18 protein-coding genes are annotated in these 17,918 nt (G+C 61.7%); 10 read left to right on the top strand and 8 right to left on the bottom strand.

What is annotated here, in order from left to right; translation table 11 throughout:
• Positions 1-282: FAD-dependent oxidoreductase (locus JHD62_RS18380; RefSeq protein WP_199104114.1), on the top strand; the 282-nt coding region annotated here is incomplete at its 5' end.
• Positions 283-486: 204 nt separating this feature from the next.
• On the opposite strand, the gene JHD62_RS18375 is transcribed toward JHD62_RS18380, so the two are convergent.
• Positions 487-996 carry a YcnI family protein gene (locus JHD62_RS18375; protein WP_199104113.1) on the bottom strand — a complete coding sequence of 170 codons (510 nt, stop codon included), beginning with the start codon at positions 994-996 and terminating at the stop codon, positions 487-489.
• A 145-nt stretch (positions 997-1,141) separates the two neighbouring features.
• On the opposite strand from JHD62_RS18375, the gene JHD62_RS18370 reads away from it, so the two are divergent.
• Positions 1,142-1,591 (top strand): YiiD C-terminal domain-containing protein, encoded by a 450-nt coding sequence (locus JHD62_RS18370; RefSeq protein WP_199104112.1) that lies wholly within the window; start codon positions 1,142-1,144, stop codon positions 1,589-1,591.
• 122 nt (positions 1,592-1,713) lie between these two features.
• Here JHD62_RS18370 and rlmH read toward each other — a convergent pair whose 3' ends face one another.
• The 7 genes from rlmH to JHD62_RS18335 form a co-directional block, all read right to left on the bottom strand.
• The gene (gene rlmH / locus JHD62_RS18365) at positions 1,714-2,184 is read right to left on the bottom strand and encodes a 23S rRNA (pseudouridine(1915)-N(3))-methyltransferase RlmH (protein ID WP_045845823.1); all 471 of its coding nucleotides are present in this window, start codon (positions 2,182-2,184) and stop codon (positions 1,714-1,716) included.
• A 94-nt stretch (positions 2,185-2,278) separates the two neighbouring features.
• On the bottom strand, positions 2,279-2,650 hold the full coding sequence (gene rsfS / locus JHD62_RS18360; protein WP_199104111.1) for a ribosome silencing factor: 372 nt from the start codon (positions 2,648-2,650) through the stop codon (positions 2,279-2,281).
• 164 nt (positions 2,651-2,814) lie between these two features.
• Entirely contained in the window at positions 2,815-3,459 is a 645-nt protein-coding gene (gene nadD / locus JHD62_RS18355; RefSeq protein ID WP_199104110.1) for a nicotinate-nucleotide adenylyltransferase, read from the bottom strand.
• Positions 3,456-4,037 (bottom strand): carbonic anhydrase, encoded by a 582-nt coding sequence (locus JHD62_RS18350; protein WP_045845820.1) that lies wholly within the window; start codon positions 4,035-4,037, stop codon positions 3,456-3,458. The genes nadD and JHD62_RS18350 overlap by 4 nt, the downstream gene beginning before the upstream one ends.
• A 206-nt stretch (positions 4,038-4,243) precedes the next feature.
• The gene (locus JHD62_RS18345; protein ID WP_199104109.1) at positions 4,244-4,684 is read right to left on the bottom strand and encodes a GNAT family N-acetyltransferase; all 441 of its coding nucleotides are present in this window, start codon (positions 4,682-4,684) and stop codon (positions 4,244-4,246) included.
• 4 nt (positions 4,685-4,688) lie between these two features.
• Positions 4,689-5,642, bottom strand: a complete 954-nt coding sequence (locus JHD62_RS18340) for a DUF2804 domain-containing protein (RefSeq protein ID WP_199104108.1) — start codon at positions 5,640-5,642, stop codon at positions 4,689-4,691.
• A gap of 71 nt (positions 5,643-5,713) precedes the next feature.
• Positions 5,714-6,577, bottom strand: a complete 864-nt coding sequence (locus JHD62_RS18335; RefSeq protein WP_199104107.1) for an MBL fold metallo-hydrolase — start codon at positions 6,575-6,577, stop codon at positions 5,714-5,716.
• A gap of 155 nt (positions 6,578-6,732) precedes the next feature.
• Between JHD62_RS18335 and JHD62_RS18330 the strand changes: the two genes are divergently transcribed.
• From JHD62_RS18330 to lpdA, 8 genes are all read left to right on the top strand, one after another.
• Complete coding sequence (locus tag JHD62_RS18330) at positions 6,733-7,065, top strand: helix-turn-helix transcriptional regulator (RefSeq protein ID WP_045845817.1); 333 nt, start codon at positions 6,733-6,735, stop codon at positions 7,063-7,065.
• A gap of 2 nt (positions 7,066-7,067) precedes the next feature.
• On the top strand, positions 7,068-7,505 hold the full coding sequence (locus JHD62_RS18325) for a YeeE/YedE family protein (RefSeq protein WP_199104106.1): 438 nt from the start codon (positions 7,068-7,070) through the stop codon (positions 7,503-7,505).
• Positions 7,506-7,507: 2 nt separating this feature from the next.
• Positions 7,508-7,927, top strand: coding sequence for a DUF6691 family protein (locus JHD62_RS18320; protein WP_199104105.1), 420 nt, complete (start codon positions 7,508-7,510; stop codon positions 7,925-7,927).
• The gene (locus tag JHD62_RS18315; RefSeq protein ID WP_199104104.1) at positions 7,915-9,621 is read left to right on the top strand and encodes a SulP family inorganic anion transporter; all 1,707 of its coding nucleotides are present in this window, start codon (positions 7,915-7,917) and stop codon (positions 9,619-9,621) included. The genes JHD62_RS18320 and JHD62_RS18315 overlap by 13 nt, the downstream gene beginning before the upstream one ends.
• 136 nt (positions 9,622-9,757) lie before the next feature.
• A complete protein-coding gene (locus JHD62_RS18310; protein WP_199104103.1) occupies positions 9,758-11,209 on the top strand; it encodes a M48 family metalloprotease in 1,452 nt (483 codons plus the stop codon).
• A gap of 303 nt (positions 11,210-11,512) precedes the next feature.
• Positions 11,513-14,176: a pyruvate dehydrogenase (acetyl-transferring), homodimeric type gene (aceE, locus tag JHD62_RS18305; protein ID WP_062790434.1), complete on the top strand. Its 2,664-nt coding sequence runs from the start codon at positions 11,513-11,515 to the stop codon at positions 14,174-14,176.
• 122 nt (positions 14,177-14,298) lie between these two features.
• Positions 14,299-15,957, top strand: a complete 1,659-nt coding sequence (aceF, locus tag JHD62_RS18300) for a dihydrolipoyllysine-residue acetyltransferase (RefSeq protein WP_199104102.1) — start codon at positions 14,299-14,301, stop codon at positions 15,955-15,957.
• A 138-nt stretch (positions 15,958-16,095) separates the two neighbouring features.
• Positions 16,096-17,895 carry a dihydrolipoyl dehydrogenase gene (gene lpdA / locus JHD62_RS18295; RefSeq protein ID WP_199104101.1) on the top strand — a complete coding sequence of 600 codons (1,800 nt, stop codon included), beginning with the start codon at positions 16,096-16,098 and terminating at the stop codon, positions 17,893-17,895.
• Positions 17,896-17,918 lie beyond the last annotated feature (23 nt).

Genomic DNA, 17,918 nt, shown 5'->3' with positions numbered 1-17,918 from the left:
GGCCTGAGCTATCAGGAGCGCATTACCGGGGAAACCCACCATGTGGCGCTGGAAGGCATTTTTGTGCAGATCGGCCTGCTGCCCAATACCGACTGGCTGAAAGGCAGCGTTGCCCTGTCGCCGCGCGGTGAAATCGAAGTGGATGCCAAGGGCCAGACTTCGGCCGAAGGCGTGTTTGCTGCCGGTGATGCCACCACGGCACCGTACAAGCAGATCATCATCGCCATGGGCGAAGGCGCCAAGGCCAGCCTGTCCGCCTTTGACTACCTGATCCGCAGCTAAACCCTGCCGCCATCAAGCAACAATCCCCTTGTGTCCGTTATGGATGCAAGGGGATTTTTCATCTGCCACGGCTGAACCGCGTATGTCTTGCTGCCGCCTGGCGCGGCTAGCAAGAGCGTTGCGTCCCTAGGGTAAGGCGCGCGCGCCGACGCCGACAGCACAAGGGTACGGCAAGGAGGCGCAACACAGCAGCAGGTTTGGCGCTTAGTGGTGGTGTGCCTCGCCCGGCTCGGTCACCTGCAGCACTGCGGCCGGGGTTTTCAGGCTGTGGGCATCCTGGCCTTCGGCCGGAATCTCCACCCAGTTGGTGCTGCCCTGCGCGCATTGCTGCTTCACCTTGAAGAACAGCTTGCCCGGCTTGGCGGCAATGCGGGTCTGGAACACGAATTCATCGTAAAAATCAGCCGGCAGATTGCCACCGCTCCAGCTGATGCGGCTGACATCTTCCTTCACCAGCGTGCCATGATTGTCGAACGGCTTGACCGCGGATTTTTCCACTTGCACCTGCCAGCCGGCCTTGGGCATGGGGCGTGCCAGCTGTACGCCTGCCGGCAGTTCCACGCTGATGCCGGTGGTGGGGCTGCCATCGCAGCCATGGCCCACTTTCAGTACGGCCTTGTAATAGCTGCCGCTGGCGGCAGTCGGGGTTTCCAGCGTGACGTGTGCCTGTGCGCTGGCGGCCAGCAGCAGGGCAAGGGTGGCGAGCTTTTGCATGCTTGATTCCTGGATGAGAACGGTTATCAGCCATGGATTGTAAGGGAAGTCCATGGCCTTACCCTGCGACATCTTGTCGCAGCCATGGCTGCTGCTACACGCTGGCTGTGGCATGCTGAAGGCTTATTGCAGCAAAGGAGTTGTCGTGCAGCATTACCAGGACATCGAGGATTATCTGTATCAGGCCATCCCGCTGGCACAGGCCATGGGGGTGAAAGTACGTCAGGCCGATGGCCAGCAAGTGGTGTTGGCTGCCCCCCTGGAACCCAATATCAATCACTGTGCCACGGTGTTCGGGGGAAGTGCCGCTGCCGTGGCCACGCTGGCAGGCTGGCTGTTGGTGTATCGCCAGTTGCAGGCGCTGGAGGTGCGCGGTCAGGTGATGGTGCGACGCAGCCAGATGGATTATCAGAAAGCCATGCACGGCGCGTTCACTGCCAGCACCTTGCCGGTGGCAGACACCGTCTGGCAGCGTATGGCGGCCGCATTGGCCAAGGGCCGCATGGCGCGGCTGCAACTGGCGGTGGAACTGGAGTGCGGCGGGGTGAGTGTCGGTCGGCTGGATGGCGAGTTCGTGGTACTGCCGCCCAACTGAGCGCAGTAGACAAGGGACGGAGAACCGTTAACAAAACCGTGTTCAGAACCGGTATTGAGAACCGGGGCCAAGGCGGCCAAGCGCTGGCGCGGTGGTTTGGTACCGGGTTTTGTTTCCGGGTTTTATTCGCGGTGGTAGGGGTGATTGTTGAGGATGGAGTAGGCGCGGTAAATCTGCTCGCCCAGCATCACCCGCACCATGCCGTGCGGCAGGGTCATGGCCGATAATTGCAGCAGCACGTCGGCACGCTGTTTCAGTTCGGCCGACAGTCCGTCGGCCCCGCCAATGATGAAGCACACATCATCGCCGCCAGCCATCCAGCTTTTCAGCTCTTCGGCCAGCCGCACCGAAGTCCAGTTCTTGCCGCGTTCATCCATCACTACCAGCTTGCAGCGCGCCGGAATGGCTGCCATCAGCCGTTCGTGCTCGGCGGCGATGCCTTTTTCCGCCGTGACGCCACCACCACGCTTTTCCGGCTTGATTTCTTTCAGTTCCAGGCTGATGTCGCGGCCAAAGCGTTTGGCGTAGTCGTTATAGGCTTCGTCAACCCAGCGCGGCATTTTGGTACCGACGGCGAGAATGGTGATTTTCATGGCAGGAGTCTGGCAGGGCGGGGCAAAGAACAGCGGTGGCAGGAGGGCACCGTGACGGCAGGTGTGCCGTCACGGGCGGATCAGACCTGCAAGATCAGGAGTTGGCTTGCCAGGGACGGCCGCCAACCGGGGTGAAGCTCGGCTTCTGGCCACCCCACAGCTGTTCCAGATCGTAGTAGTCGCGTACGGCAGGCAGCATGACGTGAATCACCACGTCGCCTGCATCCACCAGTACCCATTCGCCGCTTTCGTGGCCTTCGGTGCCGACCAGATCAACACCAGCTTCTTTCAGGGTGACGGCCACGTTGTTGGCCAGGGCTTTTACCTGACGGTTAGAGTCGCCGGTGGCCACGATCATGCGCTGAAACAGCGAAGTCAGCGGCGAGGTATCCAATTCGATGATGTCTTTGCCCTTGATGTCTTCCAGGGCGGTGACTGCCAGTTTGGCAATGTCTTGAACTTCCATGATGTCCTTTTGATGTCAGTCTTGATACATGGCGGCAGCCGGGCGGCCAGAGGTATCCGGTAAAGAGCGTTTGCCACAACCTGTGGCAAAAACGGGCAAGTGCTATCCCGCGTGCGGGACAGACCTTGCGGCAGTGTCGAATTTTCCCTGCCGGGCAGGCCTTGCTAGAGATATAGCCGGTGCTGGCGGATATAAGCCAGTACCGGCGCACTGAGCAGGGTGCCGGTATCGGCACCGCTTTGCAGGCGCTGGCGTATCGCAGTTGCGGATACATCCAGCGGTGGCAGGGTCAGGGGGCGCATTGTACCGGAAGGCGAGCCATTTGAAAAATCAGTGACTTGGCGTTGTTGCCATTGTGTGCGCACGGCAGAGGGCAGCTGGGTTTCGTCGAAGCCCGGGCGCAGGGCTACGGCGATATTGGCCAGCGCGAATAAATCCTCCCAGCGCCGCCAGGTGTGCAGGCTGGCCAGTGAGTCGCCACCGATCAGCCACCACAAGGGACGTTCCGGGCCGATTTCGGCGCGGATTTCTTCCAGGGTGTCGACGGTATAGGCCGGTTTTTTGCGTTGTACTTCGCGCGCGTCCACGGCAAGGCCGGGCAGGTCGGCAATGGCCAGTCGCACCATCTCCAGCCGTTGCGCCGGGCCGGCATGCGGGCCTTGCTCGCGGTGATAAGGTTGACCGGCGGGAATCAGTCGCACCTCGTCCAGCTGCAATTCGCTGCGAAAAGCCTGTGCCATGCGCAGATGGGCGGCATGAATGGGGTCGAATGTCCCGCCGAACAGGCCCAGCGCTGGCAGATGGCTCATGCGTGCACGGGGGCCTTGCCGGTGTAGCCGTCGATGATCAGTTCCAGCCGGCCGGTTGAGGGATGAATCACCATGCCGTGCACCGGAATGTCCTTGGGCATCAGCGGATGGTTGCGGATGGTTTGCACGCTGTGGCGTACGCTGTCCGACACATTGTCAAAACCCTTCAGCCAGTTGTCCAGGTCGATGCCGGCATTGCGCAGGGTATCGATGGTTTCTTCGCTGATGCCGCGCTCGGTGGCATGCGCCAGGATCTTGTTGGGGTCGATGGCGCGCATGCCGCAGTCGCGGTGGGCCACCACGCAGATTTCCTCGGCACGCAATTCATACACCGCCACAATGAGGGAGCGCATCACCGAACCCCAGGGGTGGGTAATCAGCGCGCCGGCGTTCTTGATCAGCTTGGCATCGCCGTTTTTCAGGCCCATGGCCTTGGGCAGCAGCTCAACCAGACGGGCATCCATGCAGGCGAGCACGGCCAGGCCCTTGTCGGGAAACTTGTCGGTCTTGAATTGTTCGTATTCGTGATTTTCGACGAAGCTCCGATTGTGCTCGAGAATGGTATTCAGCACACCCATGCGCGTGATCTCCTGGCTGAGGTTAGATTGTATGCTCTAATCGCGGCGCCATGCTAACACGGAGTCAGCAGCGAAGAAGGGGTATTTCGCCATGGCAGCCGGCTCGGCAGCGGGGGCTATGGTAGCCAGTTTCCGGGGTGAGAGCCAACTTTGCCGACAGCAGATGATGCGGTGGAGACTGTGTATGTGACGGACCGGCTTGTCGCTCAGTCCCGGGTGTCCAGCTGCTTGCGGAAGGTGCGCTGGCTCAGTGCATAGCCCTGGCGCTGGTAGAAGTCTGCCGCTTCGTCGCGATGGATGGCCGCGCGCAGGGTGACAGTGGTGGCCCCTTTGGTGCGGGCCCAGCGCTCCGCCACATGCACCAGCGCCCGCCCGGCACCATGCCGTCGCCAGCGCAGGCTGATGGCCAGCCCGCCTATTTCTACTGCCGCCGGCGCATCCAGCAGCGGCCGCCAGAACGCATGCAGCCAGCCGGCCACTTCGCCCTGGATTTCTGCCACCCATAGCTGGTGCAGGTCCGGACTGCCCAGCAGCATGGTCAGCCGGTCGCTCAGGGCCTGGCTGTCCGCGGGGTAGCCCATTTCCTCGGTCAGCGCGGTCAGTGCGGGGACATCCTGATAACTGGCGGGGCGGATGATGACAGTCATAGCGTTACCAACGGGCATAGTGGTCTTCGGTTACCCCGCTCAGCCCCTGCACCACATGACGTGCACCGCTGACGGGATGGACAAGATGGCCGTCGAAACGACCAATAACCTGAATATAACGGCTAGCGGCGATCAGAAGGTTCTGATTTTTCCGGCACAAGCCTTCCGGGGTGAACTGCAAGTCCAGCAAACCATCGTCATCGCTGATATGCCAGGGACGCAAGGGCTGCTGCGGCTCGAAGTGAAACTGTACACCTTCCAGCGCAAACAGCTGCTGTTCCAGCCAGATGGCGTTTTCGTGCTGAGCCATGTAACCCTGTTGCAGATTGAAGCCAAGCCCCGCCCGGTGCGCGCTGGCCCAGCGCCAGGCCGTCTCGCGGGGCAGCAAGCCGTTGCTGTAATCCAGGCTGGCCACCGCCCCGTCCAGCGAGTAGCGCTGGCCATGACAATCGGCAAAACCGCTCACCGCCAGAGCGCCGGATTTGTGCGTGCTGTGGCTGTGTGCACCTAAAGGTGCAATGGCGGCAAGTACCGGCGGCATGGTGCCGATGTCCACATGGGCGGCCAGTTTCAGGGCGGGTGATTGCAGGTCTACCGCCAGAGTGCTGTCGCGGCGACTGAAACGGATACTCAGGCTGCGGCTGGTAAAGCGGGCAGCGGCAAAGGGCTGGTCGGCTACTTCTGCGCCATGGCGGGGAAAACTGTCGGTAGTGACATCTGCCAGCAACTGGCCTGCGCGCCGATCAAACAGATAGGCAAAGGCGGCACCGGTCCAGCCGACATCCACCACCGCCAGTGCAATGACATAGTCCGGATGGGTCAAGGCCAGATACTGCCAGCGTTTGTGGCGCAGACGCTGCAGCATGCGCTGCCAGCGGCCTTCGGGCCGGGGCCAGTCCAGCCGGGCAATACAGCCCTGGTAGCGGCCGAACCTGATGTGGCCGTGTGCATCCTGCATACAGTCCGGTGCGACGGGTAAAACGGCTGCTGGCATGACAGGGAGGTCCGGTTTGAAACACACGTTTGAGTCTACAACATATCCAGCGGTATTTTCAGGTAAGCCACGCCATTGCTTTCTGCTGCCGGAAAGCGCCCGGCGCGGATATTCAGCTGGATGGCCGGCAGGATCAGCAGCGGCATCTCCAGTGTGGCATCGCGTGCTTCGCGCAGGGCAATGAAGTCAGCCTGACTGATGCCTTGATGCAGGTGGATATTGTGCTGTTTCTGCTCCGCCACCGTACTTTGCCAGGCAATGGCGCGGCCATTGTTCGGGTAGTCGTGGCACAGCAACAGGCGGGTATCGTCCGGCAGCGCCAGCAGTCGCTGTACTGATTGATACAGCGTGGCCGCATTGCCGCCGGGAAAATCACAGCGTGCACTGCCCACGTCGGGCATGAACAGGGTGTCGCCGACAAAAACCGCATCGCCAACCTGATAGGCCATGTCCGCCGGGGTGTGGCCCGGTACCGATAGCGCCCGGGCTGGGAGGGTGCCGATGTAAAAATCTTCCTCATCGGCAAACAAGTGGTCGAACTGGCTGCCGTCGGTGGCAAAATCATGCCCCAGGTTGAACACCGCCTTGAAAATGCCTTGTACCTGCACAATGTCCTGCCCGATGCCAATCAGCCCGCCTGCCTGTTGCTGTAGCCAGGTGGCAGCGGACAGGTGGTCGGCATGGGCATGGGTTTCCAGTATCCATTGCAGCGTCAGGCGCTGTGCGTGCAGGAAGTCCAGCAATTGTTGTGCGTTGTGCCGGGCGGTACGGCCGGATTTGGCATCGTAGTCCAGCACCGGGTCGATAATGGCGGCATGCCCGCCGGGATGGTCGTACACCACATGGCTTGCCGTGGCGGTGGCCGGATCGAAAAAAGTGGCGATTTCAGGTTTCGGCATGATGGATTCGGCGCTTCCCTTGGCGGTGTTCGTTAGGGCAGGGCTGACCACAGTGGTCAGCAATACAATATACTATAATATATATTATAATTTGCTACGCATCCTTGCCCTGTTCAAGAGACAGTGGAGCGCGTAGTGCCAGAGGGGTGGATAACATGGATTTGAATGTACTGAGGGCAAATGCCGGCCGGGCTGCTGCCTTGCTCAAGAGCCTGGCCAACCAGGACCGTTTGCTGTTGTTGTGCCAGTTGGTGGATGGCGAGAAGACGGTTTCCGAACTGGAGTCGCTCACCGGCATCCGGCAACCCACCTTGTCACAGCAACTGGGCGTGTTGCGCAACGAGGGCCTGGTGAATACCCGGCGCGAAGGCAAGTGGATTTACTACAGCATCGCCAGTATCGAAGCGATGACCATGCTGTCTGCCTTGCATGGCCTGTTTTGCGCGGACGAGGCGGCCACGCTGCCTGCCGCCCATACCGAGGAGTGAATGTGAATATTGCCTGGGCCAGTTTTACACCGGCTGCCGCACTGGCCGGCGGTCTGCTGATTGGCGTAGCCGCCAGTTGGCTGGTGTTGTTCAACGGACGGATTGCCGGTATCAGCGGCATGCTGGGCGGCCTGCTGGACCGGGCGAGTGACTGGTCGTGGCGGCTGGCCTTTGTATTGGGCCTGCTGCTGGCGCCCTTGTTGTGGTCGGGTCTCATCGGCCCGCTGCCTGCCATGCAACTGGACGCACCATTACCGCGCTTGCTGCTGGCCGGCGTGCTGGTGGGGGTCGGTACGCGCTTGGCATCCGGCTGCACCAGCGGACATGGTGTGTGCGGCCTGTCCCGCTTGTCGCCGCGTTCCCTGCTGGCCACGCTGACTTTCATGGCCAGTGCCATGTTGACGGTGCTGGTGTTGCGTCACTGGCTGAACGGGGGCTGAACATGAGCAAATTACTCTCTGCTGCGCTGGCCGGCCTGTTGTTTGGCCTGGGCCTGCTGCTGTCCGGCATGAGCAATCCGGCCAAGGTGCTGGGTTTTCTCGATGTTACCGGCCAGTGGGACCCCAGCCTGATGCTGGTGATGGGCGGTGCCATTGCCATTGGTTTTTTCGCTTTTCGCCGGGCCGAGCGGCAAACGCACAGCCTGCTGGGTGAACCCATGCAATTACCGGACAAAAGCAGGCTCACGCCAAGGCTGGTGGTGGGCAGTGCCTTGTTCGGCATCGGCTGGGGGCTGGCTGGCATCTGCCCGGGGCCGGGGCTGCTGCTGGTGGGCATGGGGCAGGCCGGAGGCGTGTATTTTGTCGTCGCCATGCTGCTGGGCATGTGGTGCGCGCGCCCGCTGATCAAATGGCTGTCCTGAACCGGGTCTGGCCGGTCTGGCTGACCGCTTACCGGCGGCAGTGGCTGGCCGGTGACCTGAGTGCCGGTGTGGTAGTGACCCTGCTGTTGATTCCGCAGAGCCTGGCCTACGCCTTACTGGCCGGCCTGCCGGCACAGGCGGGTTTGTATGCCAGCATTGTTCCCTTGCTGGTATATGCCCTGGTCGGGCGTGGTCATGCCCAGTCAGTAGGGCCGATGGCACTGACTTCCTTGCTGACTGCCGCCACGTTGTCGCGTTTTGCCGAGGCCGGCAGTAGCGACTATCTGGCCCTGGCCTTGTGGCTGGCGGTGCTCTCCGGCGTGATGCTGCTGTTGATGGGCGTGGCCAGACTGGGCTTTGTGGCGGACTTTCTGTCCGAACCGGTGCTCTCCGCCTTTACCACTGCCTCTGCGGTACTGATCGTACTTTCCCAGCTTGGCCCGCTGGCCGGTTTGCATCTGCCCGGCAGTTCCCTGCCGCAATGGTTGCTGGGCATCAGCCAGCAGTTTTCCGCCTGGCAGCCTGCCGCGCTGGGGCTGGGCATGCTGGCGCTGTTATTGTTGCTGGCCCTGCGCCAATGGGGTGAGGCGCTATTGCAATGTCTGCGCCTGTCTGCGCCCACTGCCCGCTTGCTGGTGCGTGCTGCTCCGGTGGTGCTGATGCTGGCCAGCCTGCCCTTGTCCGCGCAATGGCAGGTTCCGGTGGTGGGGCCGGTCGATGCGCAATGGCCTGCCTTGGCGATGCCGGCCATCAGCCTGTCCCGCCTGGCTGATCTGGCCATTCCGGCCTTTTTCATTGCCCTGATCAACTATGTACAAAGCCTGTCCGTGGCGCAGCTACTGGCCGCACGGCGGCAGGAAACGGTGGACCCTGACCGCGAACTGCTGGCCCTGGGGCTGTGCAATGTGGCCGCGGGGCTGGCGGGGGGCTTTCCGGTCACCGGCGGGCTGAGTCGTTCCGTGGTCAATGCCGATGCCGGGGCCAATACCCAGTTGGCTTCGCTGGTGACGGCGGCAGGCATGCTGCTGCTCAGTTGCTGGGGCGGCGCGCTGCTGGCCCGGCTGCCTTTGCCGGTGCTGGCGGCCATCATCATTGCTTCCTTGCTTTCCATGCTGAATGTCGCCAGCCTGCGGCGCGCCTGGCTGGCCGAGCGGGCCGATGCGGTGGCCTGGCTGCTTACCTTCGGGCTGGTGCTGTTGCTGGGGGTGGATAGCGGCATCATTGCCGGGGTGATGGTGTCGCTCACCACCTTGCTGTGGCGCAGCAGCCGACCGCATATCGCGGTACTGGGCCGGGTGCCCGGCACCCATCATTTTCGCAACCGCGAACGCCATGCGGTGGAAAGCCTGCCCGGCGTGCTGTTGCTGCGGGTGGATGAAAGCCTGTATTTCGGCAATGCCCGTCAGGTGCGGCAGGCCGTGCTGGCCCGCCATGCGCTGGCTACCGGCACGCAACAACTGGTACTGGTGATGAGCGCGGTCAACCGGGTGGATACCACGGCCTTGTCCATGCTGGCCAATCTGGACCAGACCCTGCAACAGGCCGGCGTGAGCCTGCATCTGGCCGAAATCAAGGGTCCGGTGGCGGACATCCTGCAGCGCACCGGCCTGTCACAGCAATTTGCCGGACGGGTGCATCTGTCCACCCAGGCGGCCTGGCAGGCACTGAGCCGGCCGGCGGATTATCAAATCTGAACAATTCTTCACCGCTTTCCCAGCCATCAGATGCTGGTCGGTTAAGGCGTGCAGGGCTATGCTGTGGCGATTCCGGGCGCTGACCGTTTGTCAGGTCAGCTTGCAACCAAATCGCTGCTGCCTGTTCACAACCAAGATGAAAAAAACCTTGCTTGCCAGCTTGCTGGCCATGATGCTGGCCCAGCCACTGCTGGCCTATGCCGACCTGCCTGCCCTGCCCGATCTGGGCGATGTTTCCGATAGCACCCTCTCCATGGCGGACGAAGCGCGCCTGGGGCGCGACTTCATGCGTGCCATGCGCGATGCCGGCGACGTGCTGGACGATGCCGAAGTGAATGATTACATCAACACGCTGGGTCATCGCCTGTCGGCCAGTGTGCGGGTGCCCGGCTTGCAGCTGAGCTACTTTGTGGTCAATGACAAGCAGATCAACGCCTTTGCCATGCCCGGCGGCTATGTTGGCGTGAACAGCGGCCTGGTGGTGGCCACCCAGAGCGAGGGCGAGCTGGCCTCGGTGATCGGCCATGAAACCGCCCATGTCACCCAGCGCCACATTGCCCGCATGCAGGCAGCCACGTCGGCCACCAGCCCGCTCTTGCTGCTGGGTACGGTATTGGCAGCGGTTCTGGCTTCGCGCGCCGGGGGCAGTCAGGCTTCTATCGGCACCCTGTCAGCCGGGCTTGGCTTGCAGATTTCCAACCAGCTGGCCTTTTCGCGCGATTTCGAACGTGAAGCAGACCGCGTAGGCATGCAATACCTGGCGCAAGCCGGTTTCGACGTGCGCACCATGCCAGCCTTCTTCCAGCGTCTGGAGTCGGCCAACCGTTACAGCGACAACAATGCCTATGCCTTCCTGCGCACCCACCCGGTCACTTCGCAGCGCATCAGCGAGGCACAGAACCGGGCGTTGGAGTATCCGGTCAAGATGAGGGCGGACAGCACCGCCTATCTGCTGGTACGGGAAAAGCTGCGGGTGATGGCCCTGGCTCCGGATGAGGCAGTGCGTTTTTATCAAATGATGCTGGATAAAGGTCAGTATCTGAATGAAGGTGCTATGTGGTATGGGCTGTCGCGCGCCCAACTGGCCGCTCATCACCTGCCGGCTGCCCGCACGGCACTGGGCAAGGCAGAAGCACGTTTGCCGGCCGACCCCATGCTGTTTGGGCAGGAGGCCGCCATTGCACGCGAAGCGGGCGACTGGGCTAGCGCGCTGGCCAGTCTGCGGCGCGGCCAGCAGGCGTTCAAAGACAGCCAACCCTTGCAAATGGCCGAGCTGGATGTCCTTATAGACAGCGGCAATCGCCCTGGTGCGCTGGCCCTGCTGCGGCAGCTGCAAAGCCGCTATCCGCGCGATGCGGCGCTGTATCGTAGTGAAGCGCGCCTGTATGCCGACCGGGACGCCCAGCGGTATCACGCGGCACTGGGCAACGCCTTCTATTTCGAACGGCGTTACGAGGCGGCGCTGGAGCAATATCAGTTTGCTTCCCAGGCCAAGGGCGACGACTTCTACCTGCGTTCTTCCATCGAAGCGCGCATGCGCGAAGTTGAAAAATTGCTGAAAGAGGAAAAGAAGGATTCGGGGAAGTAAAGCGGAGGCGATGCTGCTGATGGCGGTATCGCAAAAAAACAACATGATGCAGCGCAATATCCTGATAAATGGAGCAAATATTCAGTGATAACCCTAATTGCCTATTCCGTTGTTGCCTCATGAAACTATACACTCCGCAACACCAGAGGGCCTTTTCATAAATGAACATTTTTATTGCGAAAGTGATCGTTTATAATCTGTCCCTAGCGAGTCCGGTTCGTTTTTTCGTTTTCGATCCGGTAACACAATAAAGTGGGTCTGGACCTGATCCCGACCCCGGTCACCCCGATGTGAGGATGAGATATGGCTGCAACCTTCCCTGACGATATCGATCCCCTGGAAACCCAGGAGTGGACTGAAGCGCTGGAGTCGGTTCTGGATACCGAAGGTTCCGAGCGCGCGCACTTCCTGCTGGAAACCATGGTTGAGCGTACCCGCCGCCGTGGCGCCTACCTGCCCTTCGACGCAACCACCGCGTACCAGAACACCATCCCGGTGGGTAAAGAACAGAAATCCCCCGGCAATCACGAGATGGAGCACCGCATCCGCTCCATCAACCGCTGGAACGCCGCTGCGCTGGTTCTGCGCGCCGGCAAGAAAGACCTGGAACTGGGCGGCCACATCGCATCCTTCCAGTCCTCCGCTACCCTGTACGACGTTGGTTTCAACCACTTCTGGCGCGCTCCTAACGACGAGCAGGACGGCGATCTGATCTACTTCCAGGGCCACATTGCCCCGGGCGTGTATTCCCGCGCCTTCCTGGAAGGCCGCCTGTCCGAAGAGCAACTGGACAGCTTCCGTCAGGAAGTGGACGGCAACGGCCTGTCCTCCTATCCGCACCCGTGGCTGATGGACGACTTCTGGCAGTTCCCCACCGTATCCATGGGTCTTGGCCCGCTGATGGCCATCTATCAGGCCCGTTTCCTCAAGTACCTGGAAAGCCGTGGCCTGGCCCGCACGCCGGGTCGCAAGGTTTGGTGCTTCTGCGGCGACGGCGAGATGGACGAACCGGAATCCCTGGGTGCCATCGCCCTGGCCGCACGCGAAGGCCTGGACAACCTGATCTTCGTCATCAACTGCAACCTGCAGCGCCTGGACGGCCCGGTGCGCGGCAACGGCAAGATCATCCAGGAACTGGAAGGCGACTTCCGCGGTTCCGGCTGGAATGTACTGAAAGTGATCTGGGGCAGCCGCTGGGATCCGCTGCTGGCCATGGACACCAAGGGTCTGCTGAAGAAGCGCATGGATGAATGCGTGGATGGCGACTACCAGACCTTCAAGTCCAAGAACGGCGCCTACGTTCGCGAACACTTCTTCGGCAAGTACCCGGAGCTGCGCGAAATGGTGGCCAATATGTCCGACGACGAGATCTGGGCCCTGAACCGTGGCGGTCACGATCCGCACAAGGTATACGCTGCTTACTACGAAGCCACCCACAATGCCAACGGCCGTCCGACCGTGATCCTGGCCAAGACCATCAAGGGTTATGGCATGGGTTCGTCCGGTGAAGCGCAGAACATTGCCCACCAGGCCAAGAAAATGGATATCGAAAGCCTGCGCAAATTCCGCGACCGCTTCGGTATTCCGGTGTCCGATGAAGACCTGCCGAAGGTGCCGTACTACAAGCCGGCTGAAGACAGCCCGGAAATGAAGTACATGCGTGAACGCCGTGCCGCGCTGGGTGGTTACCTGCCGGCCCGCAAACCGGTGAAGGCCCCGCTGGCCATCCCGGGTCTGCACATTTTCGACAGCCAGCTGGGTGATTCGGGCGAGCGCGAGTTCTCCACCACCATGGCCTTCGTGCGCATGCTGGGCACCCTGTTGAAAGACAAGAACATCAGCAAGCAGATCGTGCCGATCGTACCGGATGAATCCCGTACCTTCGGTATGGAAGGCATGTTCCGCCAGTACGGCATCTGGTCCACCCAGGGTCAGAACTACGTACCGCAGGACGCAGACCAGCTGATGTTCTACAAGGAATCCAAAGACGGCCAGATGCTGCAGGAAGGCATCAACGAGCCGGGCGCGATGTCCTCGTGGATTGCCGCAGCCACCAGCTATGCCAACCACGGCATCCCGATGATTCCGTTCTACATCTACTACTCGATGTTCGGTTTCCAGCGTATCGGCGACCTGGCCTGGGCTGCCGGCGACATGCGCGCCCGTGGCTTCATGCTGGGCGGCACTGCCGGCCGTACCACCCTGAACGGTGAAGGCCTGCAGCACGAAGACGGTCACAGCCACATCCAGGCTGGCCTGATTCCGAACTGCGTGTCCTACGACCCGACCTTCGCTTACGAGCTGGCAGTCATCCTGCAAGATGGCCTGCGCCGCATGTATGGCGAGCAGGAAGACGTGTTCTACTACATCACCCTGATGAACGAGAACTACACCCACCCGGCCATGCCGCAAGGCGCCGAGCAGGGCATCATCAAGGGCATGTACCTGCTGAAGGACGGCGGCGACGCCAAGGTGAAGGTACAGCTGATGGGTTCCGGCACTATCCTGCGTGAAGTGATTGCTGCGGCAGACCTGCTGCGCAACGACTTCGGCATCGCTTCCGACATCTGGAGCGTGACCTCCTTCAACGAGCTGCGTCGTGACGGCATGGAAGCCTCCCGCTTCAATCTGCTGCACCCGACCGAAGCTGCCCGCAAGTCCTTTGTCGAGCAGCAGCTGGAAGGCCGCAGCGGCCCGGTGATTGCCGCTACCGACTACATCCGCAACTACGCCGACCAGATCCGCGAATACGTACCGGGTCGCTACGTGGTACTGGGCACCGACGGTTTCGGTCGCTCCGACAGCCGCGCCAAGCTGCGCGAGTTCTTCGAAGTGGATCGTCACTACGTCGCCGTGGCTGCCCTGTCCGCCCTGGCCCGCGAAGGCAAGATCGAAGCTGCCAAGGTGGCTGAAGCGATTGCCAAGTACGGCATCAAGGCTGACAAGCTGCCTTCCTGGAAGGCATGAGGCCGGGCCGGATACGGCCAAGCTTGAGGTAGCGAGCCCGCCCCGCCGGGGCAGGCTTGCAACGTAGCCGAATATCGGTGGCGGTACCGTACAGGTGCCGCCGCTCTACGGATGGAAAGCTCATGAGCAATCTGATCGAACTGAAAGTGCCCGACATCGGTGGGCACAGCAATGTAGACATCATCGAAGTATTCATCACCGCCGGTCAGACCGTGGCAGTGGACGATTCGCTGATCACCCTGGAAACCGACAAGGCCACCATGGAAGTGCCGGCTGAAGCTGCCGGTGTCATCAAGGAAGTGAAAGTCGCCGTTGGCGGCAAGATTTCCGAAGGCGACGTCATCGCCATTCTGGAAGTCGGCGCCAGCGCAGCCGCGCCTGCTCCGGCCGCCGCGGCACCTGCTGCTGTTGCACCGGCCCCGGTTGCCGCCGCTCCGGCAGCTGCACCCGTTGCAGCGCCTGCCGCACCGGCTGCCAGCGGTCGCATCGACATCGTGGTGCCGGATATCGGCGGCCACAACGGTGTGGACGTGATCGAAGTATCGGTCAAGGTGGGCGACGTGATCAGCGTGGACGATTCCCTGATCACGCTGGAAACCGACAAGGCCACCATGGAAGTGCCGGCCACTGCCGCTGGCAAGGTAGTTGAAGTCAAGGTTGCCGTTGGTAGCAAGGTAAGCCAGGGCGACCTCATCGTGGTAGTGGAAGGCGCTGTTGCCGCCGCTGCACCGGTAGCCGCTCCTGCTGCCGCACTGGCCCCGGCTGTTGCTGCGCCTGCCCCGGCACCTGTCGCAGCTGCGCCTGCCGCCGCTGCCCCGGTTGCTGCCAGCGCCAGCCTGCCCGCCATCAACGAAGCCAGCTTCTCCAAGGCCCATGCCGGTCCGTCAGTACGCCGTCTGGCCCGCGAACTGGGTGTGGACCTGGGCCGCGTCAAGGGTACGGGCCGCAAGGGTCGTATTATCGACGCCGACGTGAAGGCCTTCGTCAAGAGCGTGATGCAGAACCCGGTGGCTGCTGCTCCGGCCGCTGCTGCTGGTTCCGGCGTGGGTCTGGACCTGCTGCCGTGGCCGAAGGTGGACTTCTCCAAGTTCGGCCCGATCGAAACCAAGCCGCTGTCGCGCATCCAGAAGATTTCCGGTGCCAACCTCAGCCGCAACTGGGTGATGATCCCGCACGTCACGTTCAACGACGAGTGCGACATCACCGAGCTGGAAGACTTCCGCAAGACCATCGGCAAGGAATGGGAAAAATCCGGCCTGAAGATTTCGCCGCTGGCCTTCATCATCAAGGCTGCCGCCGAAGCCCTGAAGGCATTCCCCACCTTCAACAGCTCGCTGGACGGTGACAACCTGGTGCTCAAGCAGTACTACCACATCGGCTTTGCAGCCGACACGCCGAATGGCCTGGTGGTACCGGTCATCAAGAACGTCGACCAGAAGGGCATCAAGCAGATCGCCAAGGAACTGACCGAGCTGTCGCTGCAAGCCCGCGAAGGCAAGCTCAAGCCGACCGACATGCAAGGCGCCACCTTCACCATCTCCAGCCTGGGTGGTATCGGTGGCAGCAGCTTCACCCCTATCGTGAATGCGCCGGAAGTGGCCATCCTGGGTGTGTGCAAGAGCCAGATCAAGCCGGTATGGAACGGCAAGGAATTCGCACCGCGCCTGATGTGCCCGCTGTCGCTGTCTTTCGATCACCGTGTGATCGACGGCGCTGCTGCCGCGCGCTTCACCGTGCATCTGGGCAAGCTGCTGTCCGACGTGCGTCGCCTGATCCTGTGAAATCGTGAGTAGGGAGTGGGGAATGGTGTCTGCTGCAAGGCAGGCCCTCCCCATCGGGAAAACGAACTGATAAAGGAAGTGGGTGGTGGATGGCGGACGGAGTAACTCTCTACTCCCCATTCCCCACTCCCAAACGCCATGAGCAATCTGATTGAACTGAAAGTCCCGGATATCGGCGGTCACAGCAATGTGGACGTGATCGAAGTCTTTGTTAAGCCGGGCGATGTGGTGAGCAAGGACGACAGCCTCATCACCCTGGAAACCGACAAGGCCACCATGGAAGTACCGGCGGAAACCGCCGGTGTGGTCAAGGAAGTCAAGGTGGCCCTGGGCAGCAAGGTGAGCGAAGGTGACGTGATCGTCATCGTTGAAGCTGCTGCCACAGCCAGCGCCGCCCCGGCAGAAGCCAAGCCGCTGGAAACCACCGGCGTGGCCTCTGCCCATACCGATGCCGGTTTTGCGCCGCAAGCTGCCCCGGTGGCCGCCAGCCACGCAGGTGGTGCCGATATCGAATGCGACGTGATGGTACTGGGCGGTGGCCCTGGCGGTTATTCCGCTGCCTTCCGCGCGGCCGACCTGGGCCAGAAAGTGGTCATCGTCGAGCGTTACTCCACCCTGGGTGGCGTGTGCCTGAACGTGGGCTGCATCCCGTCCAAGGCCCTGCTGCACAATGCCGCCGTGATTGACGAAGTAAGCCACCTGGCTGCCAACGGCATCAAGTTCGGCAAGCCGGAAGTGGATATCGACCTGTTGCGCGGCTACAAGGAAAAGGTCATCGGCAAGCTGACCGGTGGCCTGGCCGGCATGGCCAAGGCGCGCAAGGTGCAGATCGTACGTGGCAATGGCCGCTTCATCGACCCGCATCACATCGAAGTATCGGTCACCACCGGCAACGGTCGTGAAGAGAGCGGCGAGAAGACCATCGTCAAGTTCAAGAACGCCATCATCGCCGCCGGTTCGCGCGTGGTGAAGCTGCCGTTCATTCCGGATGATCCGCGTGTGGTGGATTCCACCGGTGCGCTGGAACTGAAAGCCGTGCCGGAAAAGATGCTGATCATCGGTGGCGGCATCATCGGTCTGGAAATGGGTACCGTTTACTCCACGCTGGGTGCACGCCTGGACGTGGTGGAAATGCTGGACGGCCTGATGCAGGGTGCCGACCGTGACCTGGTCAAGGTATGGCAGAAGTGGAATGCCCACCGCTTCGACAACATCATGCTGAACACCAAGACCGTGGCTGTAGAGCCGAAGGAAGACGGCGTGTACGTTACCTTCGAGGGCGAGCAGGCACCGAAAGAACCGCAACGATACGATCTGGTGCTGTACGCCACCGGCCGCGCGCCCAACGGCAAGCTGCTGGGTGCGGAAAACGCCGGTGTGGCCGTGACCGACCGAGGCTTCATCCCGGTGGACAAGCAGCAGCGCACCAATGTGCCGCACATCTACGCCATTGGCGACATCGTCGGTCAGCCGATGCTGGCGCACAAGGGCGTGCATGAAGGCCACGTTGCCGCAGAAAACTGCGCCGACCACAAGGCCTTCTTCGATGCCCGCGTGATTCCGGGTGTGGCCTATACCGATCCGGAAGTGGCGTGGGTGGGCATGACCGAAGACGAAGCCAAGAAACAGGGCATCAAGGTGGAGAAATCCGTCTTCCCGTGGGCTGCGTCCGGTCGCGCCATTGCCAATGGTCGTGATGAAGGCTTCACCAAGCTGATTTTCGATCCGGCTACCCATCAGGTGATTGGTGGCGGCATTGTCGGCCCGCACGCCGGCGACATGATCGGTGAAATCTGCCTGGCCATCGAAATGGGCTGCGATGCCGAAGACATCGCCAAGACCATTCACCCGCACCCCACCATGGGCGAATCCATCGGCATGGCTGCCGAAGTATTCGAAGGTAGCTGCACGGACCTGCCGCCGCAGCGCAAGAAGTAAGCTGCCAGTCCGGCCGCAAGGCC

The organism is Aquitalea sp. ASV11, assembly GCF_016429185.1.
Classification (GTDB): Bacteria; Pseudomonadota; Gammaproteobacteria; order Burkholderiales; family Chromobacteriaceae; genus Aquitalea; species Aquitalea pelogenes.
This window is presented reverse-complemented; position numbering and strand designations above follow the sequence as displayed.

Excerpts from the sequence above, each read along its gene's own strand:
- JHD62_RS18375 (WP_199104113.1), bottom strand. The coding sequence starts at position 996 with ATGCAAAAGCTCGCCACCCTTGCCCTGCTGCTGGCCGCCAGCGCACAG.
- rlmH (WP_045845823.1), bottom strand. The coding sequence starts at position 2,184 with ATGAAAATCACCATTCTCGCCGTCGGTACCAAAATGCCGCGCTGGGTT.
- rsfS (WP_199104111.1), bottom strand. The coding sequence starts at position 2,650 with ATGGAAGTTCAAGACATTGCCAAACTGGCAGTCACCGCCCTGGAAGAC.
- nadD (WP_199104110.1), bottom strand. The coding sequence starts at position 3,459 with ATGAGCCATCTGCCAGCGCTGGGCCTGTTCGGCGGGACATTCGACCCC.
- JHD62_RS18350 (WP_045845820.1), bottom strand. The coding sequence starts at position 4,037 with ATGGGTGTGCTGAATACCATTCTCGAGCACAATCGGAGCTTCGTCGAA.
- JHD62_RS18345 (WP_199104109.1), bottom strand. The coding sequence starts at position 4,684 with ATGACTGTCATCATCCGCCCCGCCAGTTATCAGGATGTCCCCGCACTG.
- JHD62_RS18340 (WP_199104108.1), bottom strand. The coding sequence starts at position 5,642 with ATGCAGGATGCACACGGCCACATCAGGTTCGGCCGCTACCAGGGCTGT.
- JHD62_RS18335 (WP_199104107.1), bottom strand. The coding sequence starts at position 6,577 with ATGCCGAAACCTGAAATCGCCACTTTTTTCGATCCGGCCACCGCCACG.
- JHD62_RS18330 (WP_045845817.1), top strand. The coding sequence starts at position 6,733 with ATGGATTTGAATGTACTGAGGGCAAATGCCGGCCGGGCTGCTGCCTTG.
- JHD62_RS18320 (WP_199104105.1), top strand. The coding sequence starts at position 7,508 with ATGAGCAAATTACTCTCTGCTGCGCTGGCCGGCCTGTTGTTTGGCCTG.
- JHD62_RS18315 (WP_199104104.1), top strand. The coding sequence starts at position 7,915 with ATGGCTGTCCTGAACCGGGTCTGGCCGGTCTGGCTGACCGCTTACCGG.
- JHD62_RS18310 (WP_199104103.1), top strand. The coding sequence starts at position 9,758 with ATGAAAAAAACCTTGCTTGCCAGCTTGCTGGCCATGATGCTGGCCCAG.
- aceE (WP_062790434.1), top strand. The coding sequence starts at position 11,513 with ATGGCTGCAACCTTCCCTGACGATATCGATCCCCTGGAAACCCAGGAG.
- aceF (WP_199104102.1), top strand. The coding sequence starts at position 14,299 with ATGAGCAATCTGATCGAACTGAAAGTGCCCGACATCGGTGGGCACAGC.
- lpdA (WP_199104101.1), top strand. The coding sequence starts at position 16,096 with ATGAGCAATCTGATTGAACTGAAAGTCCCGGATATCGGCGGTCACAGC.